17 protein-coding genes are annotated in these 21229 nt (G+C 71.9%); 10 read left to right on the top strand and 7 right to left on the bottom strand.

Translation table 11 applies throughout. The features are described from left to right. The first annotated feature begins 139 nt into the window (after nt 1-139). From QWJ90_RS03430 to QWJ90_RS03395, 8 genes are all read left to right on the top strand, one after another. Nucleotides 140-1222, top strand: coding sequence for a BMP family lipoprotein (locus QWJ90_RS03430; RefSeq protein WP_290106190.1), 1083 nt, complete (start codon nt 140-142; stop codon nt 1220-1222). A 72-nt stretch (nt 1223-1294) separates the two neighbouring features. Continuing rightward, complete coding sequence (locus tag QWJ90_RS03425; protein ID WP_290106189.1) at nt 1295-2815, top strand: ABC transporter ATP-binding protein; 1521 nt, start codon at nt 1295-1297, stop codon at nt 2813-2815. Beyond that, nucleotides 2812-4071: an ABC transporter permease gene (locus QWJ90_RS03420; protein WP_290106187.1), complete on the top strand. Its 1260-nt coding sequence runs from the start codon at nt 2812-2814 to the stop codon at nt 4069-4071. Before QWJ90_RS03425 ends, QWJ90_RS03420 begins: the two co-directional genes overlap by 4 nt. After that, a complete protein-coding gene (locus QWJ90_RS03415) occupies nt 4068-5357 on the top strand; it encodes an ABC transporter permease (RefSeq protein WP_290106186.1) in 1290 nt (429 codons plus the stop codon). The genes QWJ90_RS03420 and QWJ90_RS03415 overlap by 4 nt, the downstream gene beginning before the upstream one ends. A gap of 6 nt (nt 5358-5363) precedes the next feature. After that, nucleotides 5364-5759: a cytidine deaminase gene (locus tag QWJ90_RS03410; protein ID WP_156240661.1), complete on the top strand. Its 396-nt coding sequence runs from the start codon at nt 5364-5366 to the stop codon at nt 5757-5759. After that, the gene (locus QWJ90_RS03405; RefSeq protein ID WP_290106185.1) at nt 5756-7048 is read left to right on the top strand and encodes a thymidine phosphorylase; all 1293 of its coding nucleotides are present in this window, start codon (nt 5756-5758) and stop codon (nt 7046-7048) included. Before QWJ90_RS03410 ends, QWJ90_RS03405 begins: the two co-directional genes overlap by 4 nt. A 55-nt stretch (nt 7049-7103) precedes the next feature. Then, nucleotides 7104-8234 (top strand): adenosine deaminase, encoded by a 1131-nt coding sequence (locus QWJ90_RS03400; protein WP_290106184.1) that lies wholly within the window; start codon nt 7104-7106, stop codon nt 8232-8234. A gap of 265 nt (nt 8235-8499) precedes the next feature. Continuing rightward, nucleotides 8500-9399 carry a DUF559 domain-containing protein gene (locus tag QWJ90_RS03395; protein ID WP_290106183.1) on the top strand — a complete coding sequence of 300 codons (900 nt, stop codon included), beginning with the start codon at nt 8500-8502 and terminating at the stop codon, nt 9397-9399. Between the two features lie 84 nt (nt 9400-9483). Here the strand turns inward: QWJ90_RS03395 and QWJ90_RS03390 are convergent, their stop codons facing one another. Genes QWJ90_RS03390 through QWJ90_RS03370 form a run of 5 tightly spaced genes read right to left on the bottom strand, consistent with a single transcriptional unit; the run spans nt 9484 to nt 15037 of the window. Next, nucleotides 9484-10629 carry a mannitol-1-phosphate 5-dehydrogenase gene (locus tag QWJ90_RS03390; protein WP_290106182.1) on the bottom strand — a complete coding sequence of 382 codons (1146 nt, stop codon included), beginning with the start codon at nt 10627-10629 and terminating at the stop codon, nt 9484-9486. Beyond that, a complete protein-coding gene (locus QWJ90_RS03385; RefSeq protein WP_290106181.1) occupies nt 10626-12737 on the bottom strand; it encodes a PTS sugar transporter subunit IIA in 2112 nt (703 codons plus the stop codon). Before QWJ90_RS03385 ends, QWJ90_RS03390 begins: the two co-directional genes overlap by 4 nt. Nucleotides 12738-12766: 29 nt before the next feature. Continuing rightward, nucleotides 12767-14422, bottom strand: a complete 1656-nt coding sequence (gene ptsP / locus QWJ90_RS03380; RefSeq protein WP_290106361.1) for a phosphoenolpyruvate--protein phosphotransferase — start codon at nt 14420-14422, stop codon at nt 12767-12769. Then, nucleotides 14422-14697, bottom strand: a complete 276-nt coding sequence (locus tag QWJ90_RS03375; RefSeq protein ID WP_290106180.1) for an HPr family phosphocarrier protein — start codon at nt 14695-14697, stop codon at nt 14422-14424. The genes ptsP and QWJ90_RS03375 overlap by 1 nt, the downstream gene beginning before the upstream one ends. A gap of 16 nt (nt 14698-14713) precedes the next feature. After that, complete coding sequence (locus tag QWJ90_RS03370; RefSeq protein ID WP_290106179.1) at nt 14714-15037, bottom strand: PTS sugar transporter subunit IIB; 324 nt, start codon at nt 15035-15037, stop codon at nt 14714-14716. Nucleotides 15038-15194: 157 nt separating this feature from the next. Between QWJ90_RS03370 and QWJ90_RS03365 the strand changes: the two genes are divergently transcribed. Beyond that, nucleotides 15195-17087 carry a BglG family transcription antiterminator gene (locus QWJ90_RS03365; protein WP_436836679.1) on the top strand — a complete coding sequence of 631 codons (1893 nt, stop codon included), beginning with the start codon at nt 15195-15197 and terminating at the stop codon, nt 17085-17087. 36 nt (nt 17088-17123) lie between these two features. Here the strand turns inward: QWJ90_RS03365 and QWJ90_RS03360 are convergent, their stop codons facing one another. Together QWJ90_RS03360 and QWJ90_RS03355 are read right to left on the bottom strand one after the other, a co-directional pair. Then, on the bottom strand, nt 17124-18779 hold the full coding sequence (locus QWJ90_RS03360) for a phospho-sugar mutase (protein WP_290106177.1): 1656 nt from the start codon (nt 18777-18779) through the stop codon (nt 17124-17126). Beyond that, a complete protein-coding gene (locus tag QWJ90_RS03355; protein WP_290106176.1) occupies nt 18779-19609 on the bottom strand; it encodes a purine-nucleoside phosphorylase in 831 nt (276 codons plus the stop codon). Before QWJ90_RS03355 ends, QWJ90_RS03360 begins: the two co-directional genes overlap by 1 nt. Before the next feature lie 124 nt (nt 19610-19733). On the opposite strand from QWJ90_RS03355, the gene QWJ90_RS03350 reads away from it, so the two are divergent. After that, a complete protein-coding gene (locus QWJ90_RS03350; RefSeq protein ID WP_290106175.1) occupies nt 19734-21173 on the top strand; it encodes an NAD(P)H-quinone dehydrogenase in 1440 nt (479 codons plus the stop codon). Nucleotides 21174-21229: the final 56 nt, after the last annotated feature.

Below are 21229 nucleotides of genomic sequence, written 5' to 3'. Positions count from 1 at the left end.
CGGGCCCCGTCGTCGTCTTTGTAACTATCGCGTTGCGGTCGCCCCCATTCTCGATTCGCACGGTACGGGCAAACTAGCGTGAGCATATTGCCCCGAACCGGATCGGGGCCCGCACACTCTGGAGGACAGTGTGAAGACCATGAAGAAGGCTGCGCTCAGCGGCCTCGCGCTCACCGCCTCGGCGGTCCTGCTCGCGGGCTGCGGGTCGGCCCCCGAGGAGACCACGGGCGGCGGCGCGGAGGCGGACAGCGACTTCCTGCCCTGCATGATCTCGGACGAGGGCGGCTTCGACGACAAGTCGTTCAACCAGCTCGGCTACGAGGGACTGCTCGCCGCGGGCGAGACGCTCGGCGTGGAGCCGGTCACGGTGGAGTCGAACGACGAGTCCGAGTACGCGGGCAACCTGTCGAGCCTCGTCGACCAGAACTGCAACCTCATCGTCACCGTCGGCTTCAAGCTGGCAGCGGACGCCAACGACGCCGCGGAGGCCAACCCCGACATCCACTTCGTCTCGATCGACGAGCTGGTGGACGTCGATGGCGACGGCGCCACCGACCAGGACAACATCAAGCCCCTCGTGTACGACACCGCGCAGGCGGCCTTCCTCGGCGGCTACGCGGCGGCGGCGTACTCGGAGGCCGGCAAGGTCGGCACCTTCGGCGGGGCGAACATTCCCACCGTGACGATCTTCATGGACGGCTTCCGCCAGGGCGTGGAGTACTGGAACGAGCAGAACGACGGCGACGTGCAGGTCGTGGGCTGGGACGGCTCGGATGGCGTGTTCACCGGCGCGTTCGCGGCCGACCAGGCGGCGGTCAACGCCGCCCAGGGCATCGTCGACCAGGGCGTGGACGTGCTGCTGCCGGTCGGCGGCCCGATCTACCAGAGCGCCGCGTCCGTCATCCGCGACTCCGGTCGCGAGATCGCGCTCATCGGCACGGACGCCGACGTGTACGAGTCCGACCCGTCGGTCGCCGACCTGCTGCTGACGTCCATCCAGAAGGGCATGGACATCTCGGTGCAGGAGACGGTCGAGCAGGCCGGCGACGGCGAGTTCGACGCGTCGCCGTACATCGGCACGCTGGAGAACGGCGGCGTCTCGATCGCGCCGTTCCACGACTTCGAGGACAAGGTCCCCGAGGGACTGCAGGACGAGCTCGACGAGATCTCCGCGGGGATCATCAACGGCTCGATCGAGGTCCAGTCCTACCTGGCCGAGTGATCGGCTGAGCGCGGGGAGGCCTCCTCGGCCTCCCCGCGCTCGCATGTCCAGCCCTCTCATTAGGATCGGCATATGAAGCTCGAGCTCCGCGGCATCACGAAGCGGTTCGGCGCACTCACCGCCAACGACCACATCGACCTCGTCGTCCAGCCGGGCGAGATCCACTGCCTCCTCGGTGAGAACGGGGCGGGCAAGTCCACGCTCATGAACGTCCTGTACGGCCTCTACCAGGCCGACGAGGGCGCGATCCTCCTCGACGACGAGCCGCAGGCATTCCAAGGACCCGGCGACGCGATGCGTGCGGGAATCGGCATGGTGCACCAGCACTTCATGCTCATCCCCGTCTTCACGGTCGCCGAGAACGTCTCGCTGGGGCACGAGTCGACGAAGGCCGGCGGGGTGCTCGACATCGACGCCGCGCGGCGGCGTGTGCGGGAGATCTCCGCACGATTCGGGTTCGACGTCGACCCGGATGCGGTCGTCGAGGACCTCCCGGTCGGCGTGCAGCAGCGCGTGGAGATCATCAAGGCGCTCTCGCGCGACGCGAAGGTTCTCGTGTTCGACGAGCCCACGGCGGTGCTCACGCCGCAGGAGACCGACGAGCTCATGGCGACCATGCGCCGCCTGCGCGAAGGCGGTGCGGCGATCGTCTTCATCACCCACAAGCTGCGCGAGGTGCGCGAGGTGGCCGACCGCATCACGGTCATCCGGCTCGGCAAGGTCGTGGGCGAAGCGCAGCCGACCGCCAGCAACCAGGAGCTCGCCGCGATGATGGTCGGCCGAGCCGTCGAGCTCACCGTGCAGAAGGACGAGCCATCGCTCGGGGAGCCACGGCTCGTCGTCAACGGCCTCACCGTCGTCGATGAGGCCGGCAGCAAGGTCGTCGACGGCGCGTCGTTCGAGGTGCGCGCGGGGGAGATCCTCGCGATCGCCGGTGTGCAGGGCAACGGCCAGACGGAGCTGACCGAGGCGCTGCTCGGCCTGCAGGACCGGGTGCGGGGCAGTGCCACGCTGGATGGGCGCGAGCTCGTCGGACGCACCGTGCGGCAGATCCTCGACAGCGGGGTCGGCTTCGTCCCCGAGGACCGCACCGAGGACGGTCTCGTCGGCGCGTTCACGATCGCGGAGAACCTCATGCTGGACCGCGCGCACGGGGAGCCGTTCGTCCGCCGCGGCAGCATCCGCCGGGGGTACCTGACGGAGTTCGCGAAGGAGCGCTTCGACGAGTACGACGTGCGCGCCCCCGGCATCGACGCGCCGGTCGGCAGCCTCTCCGGCGGCAACCAGCAGAAGGTCGTCCTCGCGCGCGAGATGAGCCGCGAGCTGTCCCTCCTCGTCGCCGCCCAGCCCACGCGCGGCGTCGACGTCGGCTCCATCGAGTTCATCCACAAGCGCATCGTCGCCACGCGCGACGCCGGCGTGCCCGTCATCGTCGTCTCCACGGAGCTCGACGAGGTGGCGGCGCTCGCCGACCGGATCATGGTGATGTACCGCGGCCGCATCGTGGGCATCGTCCCCGCCGACACGCCCCGCGACGTGCTGGGCCTCATGATGGCCGGGGAGCCGGCTCCGCTGGGAGGAACCGCAGCATGACCGACCCGCAGACCACGGAGTCCTCACGCTGGCACGTCGCCCTGACGCAGATCACGCGCGCCAACGGCACCATCATCGTCCTGGCCATCCTGCTCTCGTTCGTCATCGGCGGCATCATGATCGCCGTGACCGACCCGGCCGTGCAGGAGGCCTCCGGCTACTTCTTCGCGCGCCCCGTCGACACGCTCGCGGCGATCTGGGACGCCGTCGCCGGCGCCTACGCCGCGCTCTTCCGGGGGGCGATCTTCAACTACGAGGCCGATACGTTCGTCCGCGCCATCCGCCCCCTGACCGAGACGCTCACGTACGCGACGCCGCTCATCGCGGGCGGTCTCGGCGTCGCCCTGGCCTTCCGCGTCGGCATGTTCAACATCGGCGGTCGCGGGCAGATGCTCGTCGGCGCAGCGGCTGCCGGCTGGGTCGGCTTCGGGGTCGACCTGCCCTGGGGGCTGCACACGCTCCTCGCGCTGCTCGCGGGGATCGCGGCCGGCGCGATCTGGGGCGGCATCGCGGGAGTCATCAAGGCGCGCACCGGCGCGCACGAGGTGATCCTCACGATCATGCTCAACTACATCGCCTTCTACCTCGTCTCGTGGATGCTGCGCACGCCGGGCCTGCTGCAGAAGCCCGGCTCCAGCGACCCGAAGTCCCCGGCGATGAAGGACACCGCGGTCTTCCCGTCGCTGCTGGGCCCGCAGTTCAATCTCCACGCCGGCTTCCTCGTGGTGATCGCCGCGACCGTCCTCGTGTGGTGGATCCTCAGCCGCTCGAACCTCGGCTTCCAGTTCCGCGCGGTGGGCGAGAACCCGCATGCGGCGCGCGTGGCGGGCATCGATGTGAAGCGGATGTACGTGCTCGGCATGGTCATGTCGGGTGGGCTCGTCGGCATCGCGGGTGTGGCCCAGGTGCTCGGCACCTCGACGAACGGCTTCGCCGCCGGCGTGGACGCCGGCATCGGATTCGACGCGATCACCGTCGCGCTGCTCGGCCGCTCCACGCCGTGGGGCACCTTCGCGGCCGGTCTGCTCTTCGGCGCCTTCAAGGCCGGGAGCTTCACGATGAAGGCCGCCGAGCAGATCCCGCTCGAGATCGTGCTCGTCGTGCAGTCGTTCATCGTGCTGTTCATCGCCGCGCCCCCGCTCGTGCGCGCGATCTTCGTGCTGCCGTCGCCGGAGCGCGACCGCCGGAAGAGGGAGAGGTCGAGGATGAAGGCGCAGCTCGCGGTCGCCTCGCATGAGACAGGGGGAGACCGATGAGCGACACCGCCACACGCGTCCCGGCGGCCCTCGCCCCCGACGCCGGCGTCACTCCGCTGACGCGCAGCTGGAAGACGCCGGTCGTGCTGGCCGTCTTCACCGTGCTCCTTGCGCTCCTGGTGCTCCTCGCGCCGCGGACGGGAGAGTCGACCTTCCGGCTCTCCTCGGAGTCGGACGCCATCGTGCTGCCCTCGCTCGTCGTCGGGGTCGCCGTCGGCGCCTGGGGCTCGATCGTCCTGATGGCGCTCCTGGCCGCCGCCGCGGCGTACTTCGTGCGGCAGGCCGCGAAGGTGCCGCGCTGGATCGTCGCGGCGTACATCGTCATCGCGGTCTTCGGGTTCCTCTGCTGGGCGGCCGCCGGTGCGACCATCCCGGTGACCGGCCTCCTCGCCGGTGCCCTGGCCCTGGCCGTCCCGCTCATCTTCGGCGCCCTCGGCGGCGTCATCGGCGAGCGGGTGGGCGTGGTCAACATCGCCATCGAGAGCCAGCTGCTCGGCGGCGCGTTCAGCGCCGCGCTCGTGGCCACGCTCACCGGCCAGCCGATCCTCGGCCTGCTCGCCGCGATGGCCGCGGGCGTGATCGTGGCGGCGCTCCTGGCCGTGTTCGCGATCGTCTACATGGTCGACCAGATCATCGTCGGCGTCGTGCTCAACGTGCTCATCGCTGGGCTCACGAGCTTCCTGTACTCGCAGGTCATGCAGCCCAACGCCGCGACGCTCAACACGCCGCCCCGGTTCGATCGCATCGCCATCCCGCTGCTGTCGGACATCCCGATCCTCGGACCGGTGCTGTTCCAGCAGACGATCCTCGTGTACGCGATGTACGTCGCGGTCGCGGCGGTGTACTTCGCGATGTTCCACACCCGCTGGGGCCTGCGCCTGCGCGCGGTCGGCGAGCACCCGCAGGCGGCCGACACCGTCGGCATCCGGGTCGGTCGCACCCGCTTCCTCAACGTGCTGCTCGGCGGCGCGATCGCGGGTGCCGGCGGCACCGTCTTCACCGTCGGCAGCGGCATCCCGTTCGGGCAGGAGATGACCAACGGCATGGGCTTCATCGCCCTGGCGGCGGTGATCTTCGGGCAGTGGCATCCCGTGAAGGCCACGCTCGCTGCGCTGCTGTTCGGCTTCGCCTCGAACCTCCAGAACACCCTCAGCGTCATCGGCTCGCCGGTGCCGGGGGAGTTCATGCTCATGCTGCCGTACCTCGTCACGATCTTCGTCGTGGCCGGAGCCGTGGGGCGCTCCCGCGGACCCGCCGCGGCCGGACAGCCGTACATCAAGGGCTAGGACCACATGACAGACATCGACTGGGACCAGCTGCGCGCCGTCGCCACCGACGCGATGACGCGGGCCTACGTGCCGTACTCGCGCTTCCCCGTGGGAGCCGCTGCCCTCGTGACGGATGGCCGCGTCGTCGCGGGATGCAACACCGAGAACGCCTCGTACGGGGTGGGCCTGTGCGCCGAGTGCGGGCTCATCTCGAACCTCGCGATGACGGGCGGCGGACAGCTCGTCGCGTTCGTGTGCGTGGACCGGGAGGGCCGCACCCTCATGCCGTGCGGTCGCTGCCGCCAGCTGATCTTCGAGCACGCCCTCCCCGGGATGCTCCTGGAGACCGTGTCGGGCATCCGCAGCATCGAAGAGGTGCTGCCCGACGCGTTCGGACCTCGAGACCTGGAGGAGCGATGAGCGCGCCGGAGCCCTTCGACGCCGTCGACGTCATCCGCGCCAAGCGCGATGGCGGTCGTGTTCCCGAAGACGCGCTGCGGTGGATGATCGACGCGTACACGCGCGGCTACGTCGCCGACGCGCAGATGTCGGCGTTCACCATGGCCGTGCTCCTGAACGGCATGGAGCGCGACGAGATCCGCGTGATGACCGACGCGATGATCGCGTCGGGTGAGCGGATGTCGTTCGCTTCGCTTGACAAGCCCACCGCCGACAAGCACTCCACCGGCGGTGTGGGCGACAAGATCACCCTGCCGCTCGCCCCGCTCGTGGCGGCCTTCGGGGTCGCGGTGCCGCAGCTGTCGGGGCGTGGCCTCGGGCACACCGGCGGCACGCTCGACAAGCTCGAGTCGATCCCCGGATGGCGCGCCGCGCTCTCCAACGAGGAGATGCTCGCGCAGCTGGCCGACGTGGGCGCGGTCATCTGCGCCGCGGGAACCGGCCTCGCCCCCGCGGACAAGAAGCTCTACGCGCTGCGCGACGTGACGGGGACGGTCGAGGCGATCCCGCTCATCGCCTCCAGCATCATGTCGAAGAAGATCGCCGAGGGGACCGATTCCCTCGTGCTGGACGTCAAGTTCGGCACCGGCGCCTTCATGAAGGACTACGCGCGCGCGCGTGAGCTCGCCGAGACGATGGTCGCCCTGGGCGCGGACTCCGGCGTCAAGACCACCGCCCTGCTGACCGATATGAACACCCCGCTCGGCCTGGCGATCGGCAACGCGAACGAGGTGCGCGAGTCGGTCGAGGTGCTCGCCGGCGGCGGCCCATCCGACGTCGTGGAGCTCACGGTCGCCCTCGCGCGCGAGATGCTCGCACTTGCGGGGCAGCCCGACGCCGACGTGGCGGGCGCGCTCGCCGACGGGCGTGCGATGGACGCCTGGCGCCGCATGATCCGCGCGCAGGACGGCGACCCCGACGCGGCACTTCCCACGCCGCGCGAGACCCACGCCGTCACTGCGTCCCGCTCCGGCGTCGTCACGCGGATGGACGCGTACGACTTCGGCCTGGCCGCCTGGCGCCTGGGTGCTGGGCGCGCCCGTGCTCAGGACCCCGTGGTGCACGCGGCGGGCATCGACCTCCTCGTGAAGCCGGGAGACGCCGTGTCGGAGGGGCAGACGCTGTTCACCCTGAGCGCGGACGACGGCGCGCGCTTCGAGCGCGCGCTGGACGCCCTCGACGGGGCGTTCGAGATCGGCGATACTGCTGCCCCACGCGAGCCGCTCGTCCGCGAGCGCATCTCGGCCTGACCGACAGCGGACCGCCCCGGCGGCCCCGACCATCCCCGTGAGACTGGAGGCCGCCATGGCGCCCGAACCGACCGCCGAGCCCCGCGTGCAGAACGTGCAGCTGCGCGGCCTGCCCAAGGTGTCGCTGCACGACCACCTCGACGGCGGTCTGCGGCCCGCGACGATCATCGAGTTGGCGGAGGGGACGGAGATCGGGCTGCCCGCCTCGGAGCCGGAGCCGCTCGGCATCTGGTTCGCCGAGCAGGCGGACTCGGGCTCCCTCGTGGAGTACCTCAAGACGTTCGAGATCACCGTCGGCGTGATGCAGACGCGCGAGGCGCTGACCCGCGTGGCGCGCGAGTACGTCGAGGACCTCGCGGCCGACGGCGTCGTCTACGGCGAGGTGCGCTGGGCGCCCGAGCAGCACCTCGACGGTGGCCTGTCTCTCGAGGAGGCCGTCGAGGCCGTGCAGGCGGGGATCGAGCAGGGCGAGGACGCAGCGGAGGACGCAGGCCGGAGCATCCGCGTGGGCCAGATCCTCTCTGCGATGCGCCAGGGCGAGCGCGTGCGCGAGATCGCGGAGCTCGCGGTGGCCTTCCGCCAGGACGGCGTCGTCGCCTTCGACATCGCCGGCCCCGAGGACGGCTTCCCGCCGTCGGGGCACCGCGCCGCGTTCGACTACCTCGCGGGGGAGTTCATGCCCGTGACCGTGCACGCGGGGGAGGCGGCGAGCGTCGGCTCGATCCGCTCGGCGCTGCTGGATGCGCGCGCCCTCCGTCTCGGGCACGGCCTGGCCATCGCCCGTGACCTCGACGTGGTGTCGCGGGAGGGCGAGGAGGTGCTCGTCGAGTTCGGCGACATGGCGCGTTGGGTGCGCGACCGCGAGGTCCCGCTCGAGCTTGCGCCGTCGTCGAACATGCAGACGGGCGCGGCGGCGCACTGGGGCGATCAGATCGAGGACCACCCGTTCGACCTGCTGTACCAGCTCGGGTTCTGCGTCACCGTGAACACCGACAACCGCCTCATGAGCCGGACGTCGCTCACGCGCGAGCTGGCCATCCTCTCCACCGCCTTCGGGTACGAGCTCGACGACATCGAGCAGTTCCAGCTGAACGCCGCCGCGGCGACGTTCCTCCCGGTGGAGCAGCGCGAGGAGCTCATCGACCTCATCACCGAGGGCTTCGCCCGCAAGGGCCGCCGCCGCTAGCTCCCGGCCTCTCCGCCTCGTCCTCGTTTCGGCATGTCCCACTCGTTCACCCCAACCGGGTGCTATGACGTGCACAATCGGGACATGCCGCGCCGGGACGCGCCGGGCCGGGACGGGTCGGGCCGGGCGGGGACGCGCCGGGGTTGGGATGCAGCGGGGTGCGGCCGTCGCCAACGCCGCGTGCACAGGCGCGTGACGCGCCGACTCGGAGGCCGCGGTCGGGGGATGGCCCGCCAGGCCGGTGCGCGGACGGCATCGTGGAAGCATGTCACGCCCGCGCGAGCCGCTGCCGTTCCTCGCCGAGCCGCACACGTTCCGCGAGGCCCGCGCTGCGGGGATCGGGCGCAGCCGGCTCGCGTCGGCGCAGCTTCGGCACCCGTTCCACGGCGTGGTGCAGGAGCAGCCGGAGCATCCGGTGGCCGACGAGTTCCTCGAGCGCTGCCGCCAGGTCGCGGTGCGCATGGCCGTGGGTCAGTTCCTGAGCCACGGCACCGCCCTCCGACTCATCGGCGCACCGGTCCCGCTCCGACATGCGGACGAGATCCACGTGTCCGCCTACCGGCCCGCCCGCGAGCCCCGCACGCGCGGTGTGCGCGGACATCGACTGCAGACGCGCGAGCCCCGCACCTTGCAGATCGCGGGGCTCGCCGTCGAGCACCCCGTCCGCGCCTGGCGGCAGGTGGGCGCGACGTGGACGTCGCTCGCTCTCACACAGGCCGGTGACCGCCTCGTCCGGCGCGACCGGCCGTGGACGACGATCGACGAGCTGCGGGCAGAGCTCGCGGTGATGGGGAGCACGGCGACGGCGCGCCGGGCACTCGATGACGTCCGCGTGGGGTCGGAGTCGCCGAGGGAGACGGAGCTGCGGCTGCTGCTCCTCGCGCACGGCCTGCCCGAGCCGGAGCTGAACTGGGAGCTGCGCGGCGCGAACGGCGCGCACATCGCGCGCCTGGATCAGGCGTACGTGCGGGAGCGGGTGGCGGTCGAGTACGACGGTCGCCAGCACGCGGAGGATCGGGCGCAGTTCGCCCGGGATGCCGACCGATGGCAGGCCATCCAGAGCGAGGGATGGCTGCTCGTCCGCATCCTCAACCACCATATGGCGGGCGACGGCTCCCGAGCCGTCGCGCTCGTGCGGGCGGCGTTGCGCTCCCGCCGCCCCTGAGCAGCATGTCCCACTCATGCACCCCAACCGAGGCGGATGACGTGCACAAGTGGGACATGCCGGGCGCGGAGCCCAGGACGCGGGTCAGGCCGCCTGGCGCTCGGCGACGGCGTCGCGGATGGCCGGGAACAGCGGGTGGGACGCCTCGAGGCCCGTCACCTGGGCCGTGAACGCGTCCGCGTCGAGCTCGCCGAGCAGGGCCTGCAGCTGCACGGCCTGCTCGTCGGCCGGGTCGTCGAACGCGAGGGCCGCCGCCATCGCCGACACCAGCGCGCTCGCGCCGAGGCCGCGCTCCATCGCTTCGGCGGCCGGGCCGACGAACCGCTCGTGGCGGGAGAGCTTCCGCAGCGGCTGCCGTCCGACCCGCTGCACGGTGTCGGGGAGGGCGGGGTTGCGGAAGCGCTCGAGGATCGTCGCGCGGTACGCCGTCAGCTCTTCGGCGGAGAACCCGTGCTTGGCCGCGAGGAGAGCCGACGTCTCCTCGAGCGCGCCGGTGACGGCCGCCGAGACGCCTGGGTCGGCGAGCGCGTCCGAGATGCGCTCGATGCCCGCCCGCGCCCCGTGGTACGCGGTCGCCGCGTGCCCCGTGTTCACCGTGAAGAGCTTCCGTTCGATGTACGGCGCGAGGTCCTCGACGAAGTGCGCACCGGGGATGTGCGGCAGGTCGCTGTGGAACGGCGTGCTCTCGATCGCCCACTCGAAGAACGGCTCGACCGTGACGTCGATGCCCCCGTCTGCCGGCTGCCCGGGGACGATGCGGTCCACCGCGGTGTTCGCGAACACCGCGCGTCCCTCCAGGGCCTCCCAGGAGGCGCCCGCGAGGGACACGATCTCCGCGCGGAGCTGATCCGTCGCGCCGATCGCGTTCTCGCATGCCATCACCTGCAGCGGCGGCGCATCGGGGGCGCGCAGGCCGATTCCGGCGAGGATGTGCGGCGCGATGAACTTCAGCACCGTCGGACCCACGGCGGTCGTCACGACGTTCGCCGAGGCGACCTCGTCGGCGACCGCCTGCGGGTCGTCCGCGCTGTTCACCGCGCGGAAGCCCGTGACCACGCGGTCGGTGCCGCCTGGCCCCGCCTCGTGCACGGTGTACGCGTCGGCGGCGGCCAGGGCGTCGACGAGCGGGGCCGCGACGTCGGAGAAGACGACCTCGTACCCGCCCTCGTGCAGCAGCAGCCCGACGAAGCCGCGGCCGATGTTGCCGGCGCCGAAGTGAACCGCCTTCATCGGCCCTCCCCGTTCACGCTCTGGAAGAGCTCGTAGAGCTCCTCCGGGCTCTTCGCCGCCTTCAGGCGCGCGATCTGGTCGTCGTCGCTGAACAGCTCGGCGACGTTCGACAGGATCCGCAGGTGCTCGTCGCCCTTGCCGGCGATGCCGACCACGAAGGTGACCGCGTCGCCGTCCCAGTCGACGCCGCCGTCGTAGCGGACGACCGAGAGCGCGGAGCCGAGGATGGTGTCCTTGGCCTCGTTGGTGCCGTGCGGGATGGCCAGCTCGTTCCCCATGTACGTCGACACCGTCTGCTCGCGGGCGAGCATCGCATCGAAGTAGCCGCCGGTGACGGCGCCGGCCGAGGCGAGGATGTCCGCAGCCTCCTGGAGCGCCTGCTCGCGCGTGGCGGAGCCGGCGTGGATGCGGACGCTGCCGCGGGTGAGGACGGAGTCCTCCGCGACGGGGGCGGGGCCGCCGCCGAGCGCGCCCGTCGTGGCGACCGAGCCCGTGGTGGCAGGCGCGGAGCCGGTGGCCGCAACGGCCGCCGCGTCGACCGGACGCCCGGTCGACACCGGATCGTTCGCCGCCGGGGTCTCTCCGTTCGCCTGCGCGCGCAGGAGCTCCACGACCTCGTCGTACCGCGGCGAGTTCATGAAGTTGTCCACGGACACGTGGAGCGCCCCCTGTTCGCGCTGCCGGGCGCGATCGGTGAGCTGCGCCTGCGTGATGACGAGGTCCGCGCTGCCGTCGAGCGATGCGATCGCCTTGTTCGTCACGCTGACGCCGGAGATGCCGGCCTGCTTGATCTTGTTGCGCAGGACGCTGGCGCCCATGGCGGACGAGCCCATGCCCGCGTCGCACGCGAAGATGACCTTCTCGATCGGACGCGTGGCGACGGCCGCTCCCGCGGCACCGCCGGCGAGGCCGCTGAGGACGCTCGACTTCTTGCCCTTGTTCGCCTCGGTACGGGCGACCGCGTCGGCGAAGCCGTCGGAGCCCGCCGCCTCCGCGGCGAGGTCGCGCTTGCGGCTCGCGCGCAGGATGACCGAGGCGACGACGAAGGTCACGGCGGCCGAGACCACGACGGCGAGGATGACGCCGAGGTAGCTGTCGCTCGCCGTCTGGCCGAGCACGGCGATGATCGAGCCCGGTGATGCCGGCCCGCGCAGTCCGGTGCCGAACAGCACGTTGACGAAGACGCCCGACATGCCGCCCGCGATCACGGCGATGAGGAGCGCCGGCTTCATGAGCACGTAGGGGAAGTAGACCTCGTGGATGCCGCCGACGAACTGGATGAGCGCGGCGCCGGGGGCCGAGGCGCGGGCCGCGCCCACGCCGAAGACGCTGAACGCGAGGAGCAGACCGAGGCCGACGCCCGGGTTCGCCTCGAGGAGGAACAGCACCGACTTGCCGTCCTGGTCGGCCTGCGCGAGACCGAGCGGGGTGAGCACGCCGTGGTTGATGGCGTTGTTGAGGAAGAACACCTTCGCCGGCTCGATGAGGATGCTCGTCAGGGGCAGCAGACCGTTCTCGACGAGCCAGCCGACCGCGCCGCTGAGGACGTCCATGATCCAGTTGACGACCGGCGCCAGGACGTAGAACGCGAACACCGCCGCGATGAAGCCGAAGATGCCGGCGGAGAACATGTTGACGAGCATCTCGAAGCCCGCCTTGATCTTCCCCTCCCACAGCGCGTCGAGCTTCTTCATGATCCACGCCGCCAGCGGGCCCATGATCATCGCGCCGATGAACATGTGGATCTGCCCGAGCTCGGGCTCGCCCTCGGGGAGCGCGGCGTTGAAGTTCGCGATGATCCAGTCGGAGCCGGCGATCGCGCCGAATGTGGCGATCGCTCCGACGACGGCGCCGCGGGTCTCGTAGATCATCCGGCCGCCCTGATAGGCGACGAGGATGGGCAGGAGGTAGTGGATCATCGGCCCGACGATGGTCGACAGCGCCTCGTTCGGAGTCCAGCCGTCGGCGATGAAGAAGGCCGTGAAGATGCCCCACGTGATGAGTGCGGGGATGTTCGGCATGATCATGCCGGAGAGGAACGTGCCGAACTTCTGCACGCCCACGCGAAGCGAACCGGGCTGCTTTGCCGCGGTGCTGGTGTCGGTCATGGTGTCGTCTTTCTGCTGTGGAGGGATGCTCAGGCCGTGATCGCCGCGCGGGCGGCCTCGCGGGCGGATGCGCCGTCGCGCGCGGTGAGCGCGGCCTCGGCGATGCGTCGGGCGTCTTCGCGCGTGTGCTTGAGGAGCTCGGCGCGCACGTCGACGAGCGCCGGCGGCGACATCGACAGCGTGCTCGCGCCGAGGCCCACCAGCACGACCGCGAGCAGCGGGTCGGCCGCGGCCTGGCCGCAGATGCCCACCGGCTTGTCATGCTTCGCGCCGGCGCGCCCGATCTCCGCGATGAGGCGGAGGACGGCGGGGTGCCACGGGTCCTGGTACGACGAGACGCTGCCGAGCATGCGATCGGCGGCCATCGTGTACTGCACCAGATCGTTCGTGCCCACCGATCCGAAGTCGGTGACCTCGAAGACGGCGTCGGCGAGGAGCGCAACGGACGGCACCTCCACCATCACGCCGGCGGTGCGGATGCCGTGCTCGCGTGCGATCCGCGTGAAGTACTCGGCCTCCTCGACGGTGGCGACCATGGGCGCCATGACCCACAGGTCGGCCTCGGTCGCCGCCTGCGCGTTCGCGAGCGCGGTCAGCTGGTCGCGGAGGATCTCCTCGTGGTGCCGCAGGGCGCGCAGCCCACGGCGACCGAGGGCGGGGTTCTCCTCGCCCTCGTCGGTGAGGAACTTCAGCGGCTTGTCGGCGCCCGCGTCGAGCGCGCGCACGACCACCTTGCGGCCGGGGAACGCCTCGAGGAGCTTCGTGTACGACGCGGTCTGCGACTCCACCGTCGGGGCGTCGTCGGAGCTGAGGAAGAGGAACTCCGTGCGGAACAGGCCCACGCCCTCCGCACCGAGCGCGACGGCCTCGACCGCGCCATCCGGGTTGCCGAGGTTCGCCAGGAGCGGCACCGGCGTGCCGTCGGCGAGGGCGCCAGGGGTGATCGGCGCGCCCGCTGCGGCCCGGCGGGCTTCCGCCCGCTCGGCGGCCGTCTGCAGCTGCTCGGGCGAGGGGTCGATGGTGACCACGCCGGAGGCCGCGTCGACGATGGCCGTCGCGCCGTCGGCGAGCGCGTCGCTCTCGCCGGTGCCGACGACCGCGACGATGCCCTTGTCGCCCGCGAGGATCGCGGTGTGGGAGGTCGGGCCGCCCTCGGTCGTGACGACCGCGAGCACCTTGTCCAGGTCGAGCAGGGCGGTGTCGGCGGGCGCGAGGTCGGGTGCGACGAGCACGAACGGATGACCGGGGTCGGGGACGCCGGGGGCGGCCACGCCGCGGAGGTGCGCGATGACGCGCTGGGCGACGTCGGCGAGGTCCGCCGCGCGCTCGCCGAGGTAGCCGCCCATGGCCTGCAGGGTCTCGGCGAACTCGGCGAAGGCCGCGTGCACGGCCCACTCGCCCGTGCTGCCGGCATCGATGCGCGTGTGGACGGACTCCTCGAGGGTCGGGTCCTCGGCCATCATGGCCTGCGCCTCGAGCACGTCGCGCGCGGCGCCGCCGGCGCGCTCACCGCGTGCGTTGAGCTCCGCGGCGACCGCCGCGACGGCCGCGGCGACGGCGGCCTTCTCCTCGTCGGCGTCACGGGTGCTCTTCTCGTCGCGCGGCGGATCGAGGCGCGCGGCCATCACGGCGATGGGGCCCTGCGCGACGCCCTGACCGATCCCGACGCCGCGGAGCTCCTGCATCACGCGGCGTCCGTGTCGGTCTCGAGCTGAGCGGCCAGCGTGTCGAGCACGCTCTCGGCGCCCTCGCCCTCGACGGTGAGCGTGACCTCGTCGCCGGTGTTGGCGCCGAGCGAGATGACGCCCAGGATGCTGGCGGCGTTGACGGCCTTGCCGTCGCCCTTGGCGATCTGCACGCTGAGGCCGGAGTTCTTGGCCGCCTCGGCGAAGAGCTTCGCGGGACGCGCGTGGAGCCCGTGGGAGGAGGCGATCTTCACGGTGCGGGTGACAGCGGACATGTGAGCTCCTTGCGGTTCAGACGGACGCGGGTGCGTCCGGGTCGGCGGCGGCCTGCACGAGCGCGAGCACGCGCGTGCCGTCGGTGTCGGTGAAGACGTCGTCGGGGAGCGGCACGACGACGACGCCGCGAGGCGCGGCGGCCCCCCGGATCGCGTCGAGCGAGGTCTCCAGGTGCGGCCCGACCAGGACGACGTGCGCGTCGTCGAGGTCGACCGGGAGCGAGACCTGCGTTCCCGCGAAGGCCGTGAGATCGAGGCCGGCGGCGCGCGCGGCGCGGTTGAGCCGGTGCGCGACGAACGTGCTCGACGCTCCCGCCCCGCACACCACCAAGATCCTCATCGACCGACGCCTCCTGACCCTCATCCTTCCCAGCGCGGCCCCGCGGGACAAGGCAGTCTTTCTTCCGCCCCCGAGGAAAGGGCCATCCGCCGCGTGATTGACTGGTCGCGGGGTGCGGGAGGGAGCGCGGATGTCGCGGCAGCGTCAGGATCGACTCGTGGCGATCCTCCTCCGCGACGGCGGATGGATGACGGCGGCCACGCTCGCCGACCGGCTGGGCGTGACGCCGCGCAGCATCCGCTCGTACGTCACCGCGGTGAACGGACGCGTGCCGGGCCATCCGGTCGTCGCCTCGGGGCCGGCCGGCTACCGCGTGCACCCGACGGGCGCTGCTCTCCTGCGGGAGGGCGAGCAGCCTCCGGCGAGCGCTCCGCGCGAGCGGCTGCGGCGGCTCATCCACGCGCTCATCGACTCCGACGGCGGGATCGACCTCTACGGCACGGCCGAGAAGCTGCACGTCAGCGAGGCGACGGTCGAATCCGACCTCGCGCGCGTGCGCGCGCTCATCCGCGGCGGCGAGCTGTCGCTGGAGCGGCACGGGGCGCGCATCGTGCTGGTCGGGTCGGAGCTCGCGCGGCGGCGCCTGCTCTCGTCGCTCGCCCACGACGAGATGGCCGATGGCGCCTTCGACCTCGAGGCGCTGCGCCGCATCGCCGGCACGAGCGCGGTGCCGGCGGAGGCATTCGGTCGCTTCAAGGCCGCGCTCGCCGCCGAGCTCGGCGACCTGGGCTACTTCGTGAACGAGTTCGCCGTCGCCGACGTCACGCTGCACGTCTCCATCGCGGTCGACCGCGCGCGGCAGGGGCGCTCCCTCGACACCGTCCACGGGGAGCCGCCTGCCGAGCAGCAGCGCCTGGCCGCGGTCGTCGGCCGGCTCGCGGAGCGCGAGCTCGACGCGGCGCTCGGCGCGGGGGACCGCCTGCACCTCGCGTCGCTCCTCCTCACCCGCGTCGTCGTGCCCGATTCGCGCGAGGCCGGCACGAGCGGCGTCGACGCTGCCGTGGAGGAGGCCGTCCGCGCGGCCGTCGCGCACGTGTCGCGCGCCTACCTCGTCGATCTCGGCCGCGAGGAGTTCGTCGAGCGCCTGGCCCTGCACGTGCAGAACCTCGCGCATCGTGCGCGCGAGCGCGCGTGGTCGCGGAACCCGCTCACGCGCTCGCTGAAGGCGACCTACCCGCTCATCTTCGAGGTCGCCGTCTCGATCGCCGGCGACCTGTCCGACCGACTCGGGATGGCCATCCGCGATGACGAGATTGCCTATATCGCCATGCACGTGGGCGGGGAGCTCGAGCGCGAGCGCCACGACGACGCCCGGCTCTCGGCGACCATCGTGTGCCCCGGCTACTACGAGCTGCACGAGCTGCTGCGCTCGAGCGTGGCCCGCTCCCTGGGGCAGGCGGTGGAGGTGACCGATGTCGTCACGCGCGTCGACCCCGACTGGAAGGCCATCGCCACCGACCTCGTGCTCACGACGATCGAGCCGCCGACGCCGTCGGAGACGATCGTGCGGATCCGGCCGTTCCTCACCGAGGGCGACGTCGAGCGCGTGATGCAGGCGGCAGCGCGGCTGCGGCGCGGACGGCGGCTCTCGCGGCTGCGCGCGGAGCTCGAGCGGTACTTCGACGCCGGCGCCTTCCTCCGCGGGCTCGACGGCTCGGCCGGCGAGGAGGAGATCATCCGCACGTTGGGAGGCCTGCTCGTCCAGCGCGGCGTGATCGAGGAGTCTTACGTGACCGGGGCGATCGCGCGCGAGCGGATGTCGTCGACCGCCTTCACCGACGCGCTGGCCGTGCCGCACGCCCTGCGCATGACCGCCGCCCGCACGGCCATCGCGATCGGCATCGCCGAGCCGTCGGTGCCGTGGGGTGACGGCCGCGTGCAGGTGGTCGCGTTCGCGGCCTTCAGCGAGAGCGACCGCGAGGCGTTCCAGACCGTGTTCGAGCAGTTCGTCGAGGTGTTCGGCGAGCGGGAGAACGTGGAGCGGCTGCTGCGCCGCGGCACCGACTTCGCCGGCTTCCTCGACGAGCTCGTCGCGATCATCGGCACCTAGCCGGGCGGATCCGAAGCCCGACCGCCCCGGGCCGGATCAGTCCGCGCCGACGACCGCGCGCGCTGCGGCGTCGAGCGCCGCGAGGCGCCCGCTCGCGTCGGCGGCGGACGCGCCGACGACGTCGAGGTACACCTTGAGCTTCGGCTCCGTGCCGCTCGGGCGCACGATCACGCGGGAGCCGTCGTCGAGCGCGTACCGCAGCACGTCGCCGGACGGGCCGCCCTGCGGCGGACGCAGCAGATCCTCCGCGCGCACCACGGCGCGATCGCCGAACGCGGTGGGCGGTGCTGCGCGCAGGCGGGTCATGACCGCCGCGATGAGCGAGATGTCGGCCACGCGGACGGAGATCTGGCCGCTCGCGTGGTGGCCGATCTCCTCGGCGAGCTCGTCGAGGAGACCGGCGATGGTGATGCCGCGTCCGCGCGCTTCGGCTGCCAGCGAGAGCATCGCCACCGCGGCGGAGATGCCGTCCTTGTCGCGCACCGTCTCCGGGTTCACGAGGTAGCCGAGGGCCTCCTCGAATCCGTACACGATGCCGGGAGCGCGGGAGATCCACTTGAACCCGGTGAGGGTGGTGTGGAAGACGAGCCCATGCCGCTCCGCGATCGCACCGAGCCCGGGGGAGGACACCAGCGAGCAGGCGAGCGACGCACCGGGGCGCCCGGCCGCGGCACGGGCTGCCCGCGCGCCGAGGAGGAGGCCGATCTCGTTCCCCGTCAGCCGCCGCCATCCGTCGACCGTCGGGATGCCGACCGCGAGGCGGTCCGCGTCGGGGTCGTTCGCGAGCACGAACTCGGCGTCGTGCGCGGCGGCCGTCGTGAACGCGAGGTCCATGGCGCCCGGCTCCTCCGGGTTCGGGAAGGCCACCGTGGGGAAGGCCGCATCGGGCGCGATCTGCTCGGCGACGACCTCCGGCGCGGGGTAGCCCGCACGCTCGACGATGCGCTGGAACGTCTCCCACCCGACGCCGTGCATCGCCGTGTACGCCCACCGCATGCCAGCGGCAGCCGCCGGAGCGGGGGCGACCGCGGCGGTCGCGGCGATGTAGGCCTCGACGACGTCCTCGCCGGCGATCTCGTACGCGTCTGAGCGCGGCAGCTCTGGCACGCGCAGCTCGTCGGCCACGCGCTGGATGTGCGCGGCGATCTCGCGGTCGGCGGGCGTGACGATCTGCGCGCCCTCGTCGGCGCCGCCGAGGTACACCTTGTACCCGTTGTCGTTCGGCGGGTTGTGGCTGGCGGTGACCATGACCCCGGCGTCGGCGCCGAGGTGCCGCACCGCGAATGCGAGCACGGGCGTGGGGAGGAGACGCGGGAGGATGATGGCCCGGAGACCCGCGCCGGCGAAGATCTCTGCCGAGTCGCGCGCGAACACGTCGGAGTTGCGGCGCCCGTCGTAGCCGATGACGACGCTCGGCTGCGTCCCCGCCGTCGCGCGCTCGGTCAGGTAGGCGGCGAAGCCCGCCGCGGCCTGCGCGACGAGCACGCGGTTCATGCGTAGGGGGCCGGCGCCGAGCTCGCCGCGGAGACCCGCGGTGCCGAAGGCCAGGCGGCCGGCGAAGCGAGCCGAGAGGTCGGCGGCCGCGGTCTCGTCCTGCTGCTCGGCGCTCTCGATGATCGCCGCGAGCTCCTCGCGGGTCTGCGAGTCGGGGTCCTGGTCGAGCCAGGAGCGGGCGGCGGCGAGGACGTCCATCACAGCTTCCCCACGACCTCGGCGAGGAGCGCGGAGATGCGGCCCTCGGCCATCCGACCCGCCTCGATGACCTCCTGGTGGCTGAGGGGATCCGCGGAGATGCCGGCGGCGAGGTTGGTGATGAGCGAGAAGCCCAGCACCTCCATGCCGGCCTGGCGCGCGGCGATCGCCTCGAGCGCGGTGGACATGCCGACGATGTCGCCGCCGATGGCCTTCGCCATCTGCACCTCTGCGGGCGTCTCGTAGTGCGGACCGCGGAACTGGCAGTACACGCCGCTGTCGAGGGAGGGGTCGACCGACAGCGCGATGTCGCGGAGGCGCTGCGCATACAGGTCGGTGAGGTCGATGAAGGTCGCACCCTCGAGCGGCGAGTCCGCGGTGAGGTTGATGTGGTCGCGGATGAGGACGGGCTGGCCGGGGCTCCACGTGTCCTTGATGCCGCCGGCGCCGTTCGTGAGCACCATCACACGGGCGCCGGCCGCGGCGGCGGTGCGGACGCTGTGCACGACCCGGCGGACGCCGTGGTTCTCGTAGTAATGGGTGCGGGCGCCGATGACGAGGACGTGGCGCCCCTGGGGCGTGCGCACGCTGCGGATGGTCCCCACGTGGCCCTCGAGGGCGGGCCGCGAGAAGCCGGTGACCTCGGTGGCGGGGAGGGTCGCCACGGTCTCGCCGATGAGCTCGGCCGCCTTGCCCCAGCCGCTGCCGAGGGTCACGGCGACGTCGTGTCGCTCGACGCCGGTGAGGCGGGCGATGTCGGCGGCGGCGGCCTGCGCGACCGCGAACGGATCGGCGGGCGGATCGAGGGGATGGGCGCCTTCCAGAGTCATGGCACGAGCATAACGACACGCGTCGGGCACCCGTGTCTCACTTGAGGCGGGTATTGCCGCGCCATTCCCGCGCGCAGTGAGACACGGTCGCGCCGATGCGGCCGGAACCGGGGACAATGGGGGCATGGTCTTTGATTTCGAGCGGACACAGCGCATCGCGATTCTGGGAGGCGGCCCCGGCGGCTACGAGGCGGCGCTCGCCGGGGCTCAGCTCGGCGCCGACGTCACTCTCGTCGAGCACACCGGCGTGGGCGGATCGGCGGTCCTCACCGACGTCGTGCCCTCCAAGACGCTGATCGCGACGGCCGACGCCGCGCAGGCGATCGCCGACGCCGGAGAGCTCGGCGTGCAGTTCTACGCGAAGGGCGACCACGACAAGCCGCTGAAGCCGGAGGTCGCCATCAACCTCCTCGCCATCAACAAGCGGCTCCTCGCGCTCGCCGGCCAGCAGTCGGAGGACATGCGCACGCAGCTGCTCGAGGCGGGCGTGAAGATCATCTCCGGGCACGGCCGGCTCGAGGGGGACGAGGCGATCGTCGTGTCGACGGGCCCCGCCGGAACCGACTTCGACCGCATCGAGGCCGACACCATCATCGTGTCGGTCGGGGCGTCGCCGCGCGAGCTGCCGTCCGCCAAGCCCGACGGCAAGCGGATCCTCACGTGGAAGCACCTGTACGACCTCCCCGCGGTGCCCGAGCACCTCATCGTCGTCGGCTCCGGCGTCACCGGCGCGGAGTTCGCCTCGGCCTACATGAACCTCGGCTCGAAGGTGACGCTGGTCTCCAGCCGCGATCAGGTCCTCCCCGGTGAGGACCAGGACGCGGCGAAGGTGCTCGAGAAGGTGTTCACGCGCGGCGGCATGGAGCTGCTGGCGAAGTCGCGCGCTGAGTCGGTGGAGAACACCGGCGACGGCGTGCGCGTCACGCTGTCGGACGGCCGCGTCGTGGAGGGCAGCCACTGCCTCATGGCGGTCGGGGCCATCCCGAACACCGCCGACATCGGCCTGGAGGAGGCGGGCGTGCAGGTCACGCCGTCCGGCAACATCCGCATCAACAAGGTCGGCCGCACGTCGGTGCCGAACGTCTACGCGGTGGGGGACTGCACGACGATGATGCCGCTGGCGTCGGTCGCCTCGATGCTCGGACGCACGGCCGTCTTCCACGCGATGGGAGACGTGGCCATCCCGTTCGACACGCACAAGATCGCGGCGAACATCTTCACGAGCCCCGAGATCGCGACGGTCGGATGGACGCAGCCGGCTCTCGAGGAGGGCACGGTCAGCGCCGAGGTGCACAAGCTGCCGCTGAGCTCCAACGCTCGCGCGAAGATGATGGGCGTGAAGGACGGCTTCGTGAAGCTCTACGCGCGCGAAGGGTCCGGCACGATCGTCGGCGGCGTCATCGTGGCGCCCCGCGCGTCGGAGCTCATCTACCCGATCTCGATCGCGGTGGAGCGGCGCCTCACGGTGGACCAGGTGGCGCGCGTGTTCGCGGCGTACCCGTCGCTGGCGGGGTCGATCACCGACGCCGCCCGCGCACTGCACCACGTCGACCGCCGGAGCTGACCCCCGCCGGATACGGCATGTCCCACTTGTGCACCCCATCCGCATCGGATGGCGTG

The organism is Microbacterium oryzae (assembly GCF_030406385.1).
GTDB lineage: Bacteria > Actinomycetota > Actinomycetes > Actinomycetales > Microbacteriaceae > Microbacterium > Microbacterium oryzae_A.
The sequence above is the reverse complement of the archived record's forward strand: the minus strand, read 5'-3'. Positions and strand labels throughout refer to the sequence as shown.

Bases quoted from the DNA above. Each gene is read 5' to 3' on its own strand.
- QWJ90_RS03410 (WP_156240661.1), top strand. From the start codon at position 5,364: ATGACAGACATCGACTGGGACCAGCTGCGCGCCGTCGCCACCGACGCG.
- QWJ90_RS03390 (WP_290106182.1), bottom strand. From the start codon at position 10,629: ATGAAGGCGGTTCACTTCGGCGCCGGCAACATCGGCCGCGGCTTCGTC.
- QWJ90_RS03420 (WP_290106187.1), top strand. From the start codon at position 2,812: ATGACCGACCCGCAGACCACGGAGTCCTCACGCTGGCACGTCGCCCTG.
- QWJ90_RS03430 (WP_290106190.1), top strand. From the start codon at position 140: ATGAAGAAGGCTGCGCTCAGCGGCCTCGCGCTCACCGCCTCGGCGGTC.
- QWJ90_RS03360 (WP_290106177.1), bottom strand. From the start codon at position 18,779: ATGGACGTCCTCGCCGCCGCCCGCTCCTGGCTCGACCAGGACCCCGAC.
- QWJ90_RS03375 (WP_290106180.1), bottom strand. From the start codon at position 14,697: ATGTCCGCTGTCACCCGCACCGTGAAGATCGCCTCCTCCCACGGGCTC.
- QWJ90_RS03425 (WP_290106189.1), top strand. From the start codon at position 1,295: ATGAAGCTCGAGCTCCGCGGCATCACGAAGCGGTTCGGCGCACTCACC.
- QWJ90_RS03350 (WP_290106175.1), top strand. From the start codon at position 19,734: ATGGTCTTTGATTTCGAGCGGACACAGCGCATCGCGATTCTGGGAGGC.
- ptsP (WP_290106361.1), bottom strand. From the start codon at position 14,422: ATGCAGGAGCTCCGCGGCGTCGGGATCGGTCAGGGCGTCGCGCAGGGC.
- QWJ90_RS03370 (WP_290106179.1), bottom strand. From the start codon at position 15,037: ATGAGGATCTTGGTGGTGTGCGGGGCGGGAGCGTCGAGCACGTTCGTC.
- QWJ90_RS03415 (WP_290106186.1), top strand. From the start codon at position 4,068: ATGAGCGACACCGCCACACGCGTCCCGGCGGCCCTCGCCCCCGACGCC.
- QWJ90_RS03395 (WP_290106183.1), top strand. From the start codon at position 8,500: ATGTCACGCCCGCGCGAGCCGCTGCCGTTCCTCGCCGAGCCGCACACG.
- QWJ90_RS03400 (WP_290106184.1), top strand. From the start codon at position 7,104: ATGGCGCCCGAACCGACCGCCGAGCCCCGCGTGCAGAACGTGCAGCTG.
- QWJ90_RS03355 (WP_290106176.1), bottom strand. From the start codon at position 19,609: ATGACTCTGGAAGGCGCCCATCCCCTCGATCCGCCCGCCGATCCGTTC.
- QWJ90_RS03405 (WP_290106185.1), top strand. From the start codon at position 5,756: ATGAGCGCGCCGGAGCCCTTCGACGCCGTCGACGTCATCCGCGCCAAG.
- QWJ90_RS03385 (WP_290106181.1), bottom strand. From the start codon at position 12,737: ATGACCGACACCAGCACCGCGGCAAAGCAGCCCGGTTCGCTTCGCGTG.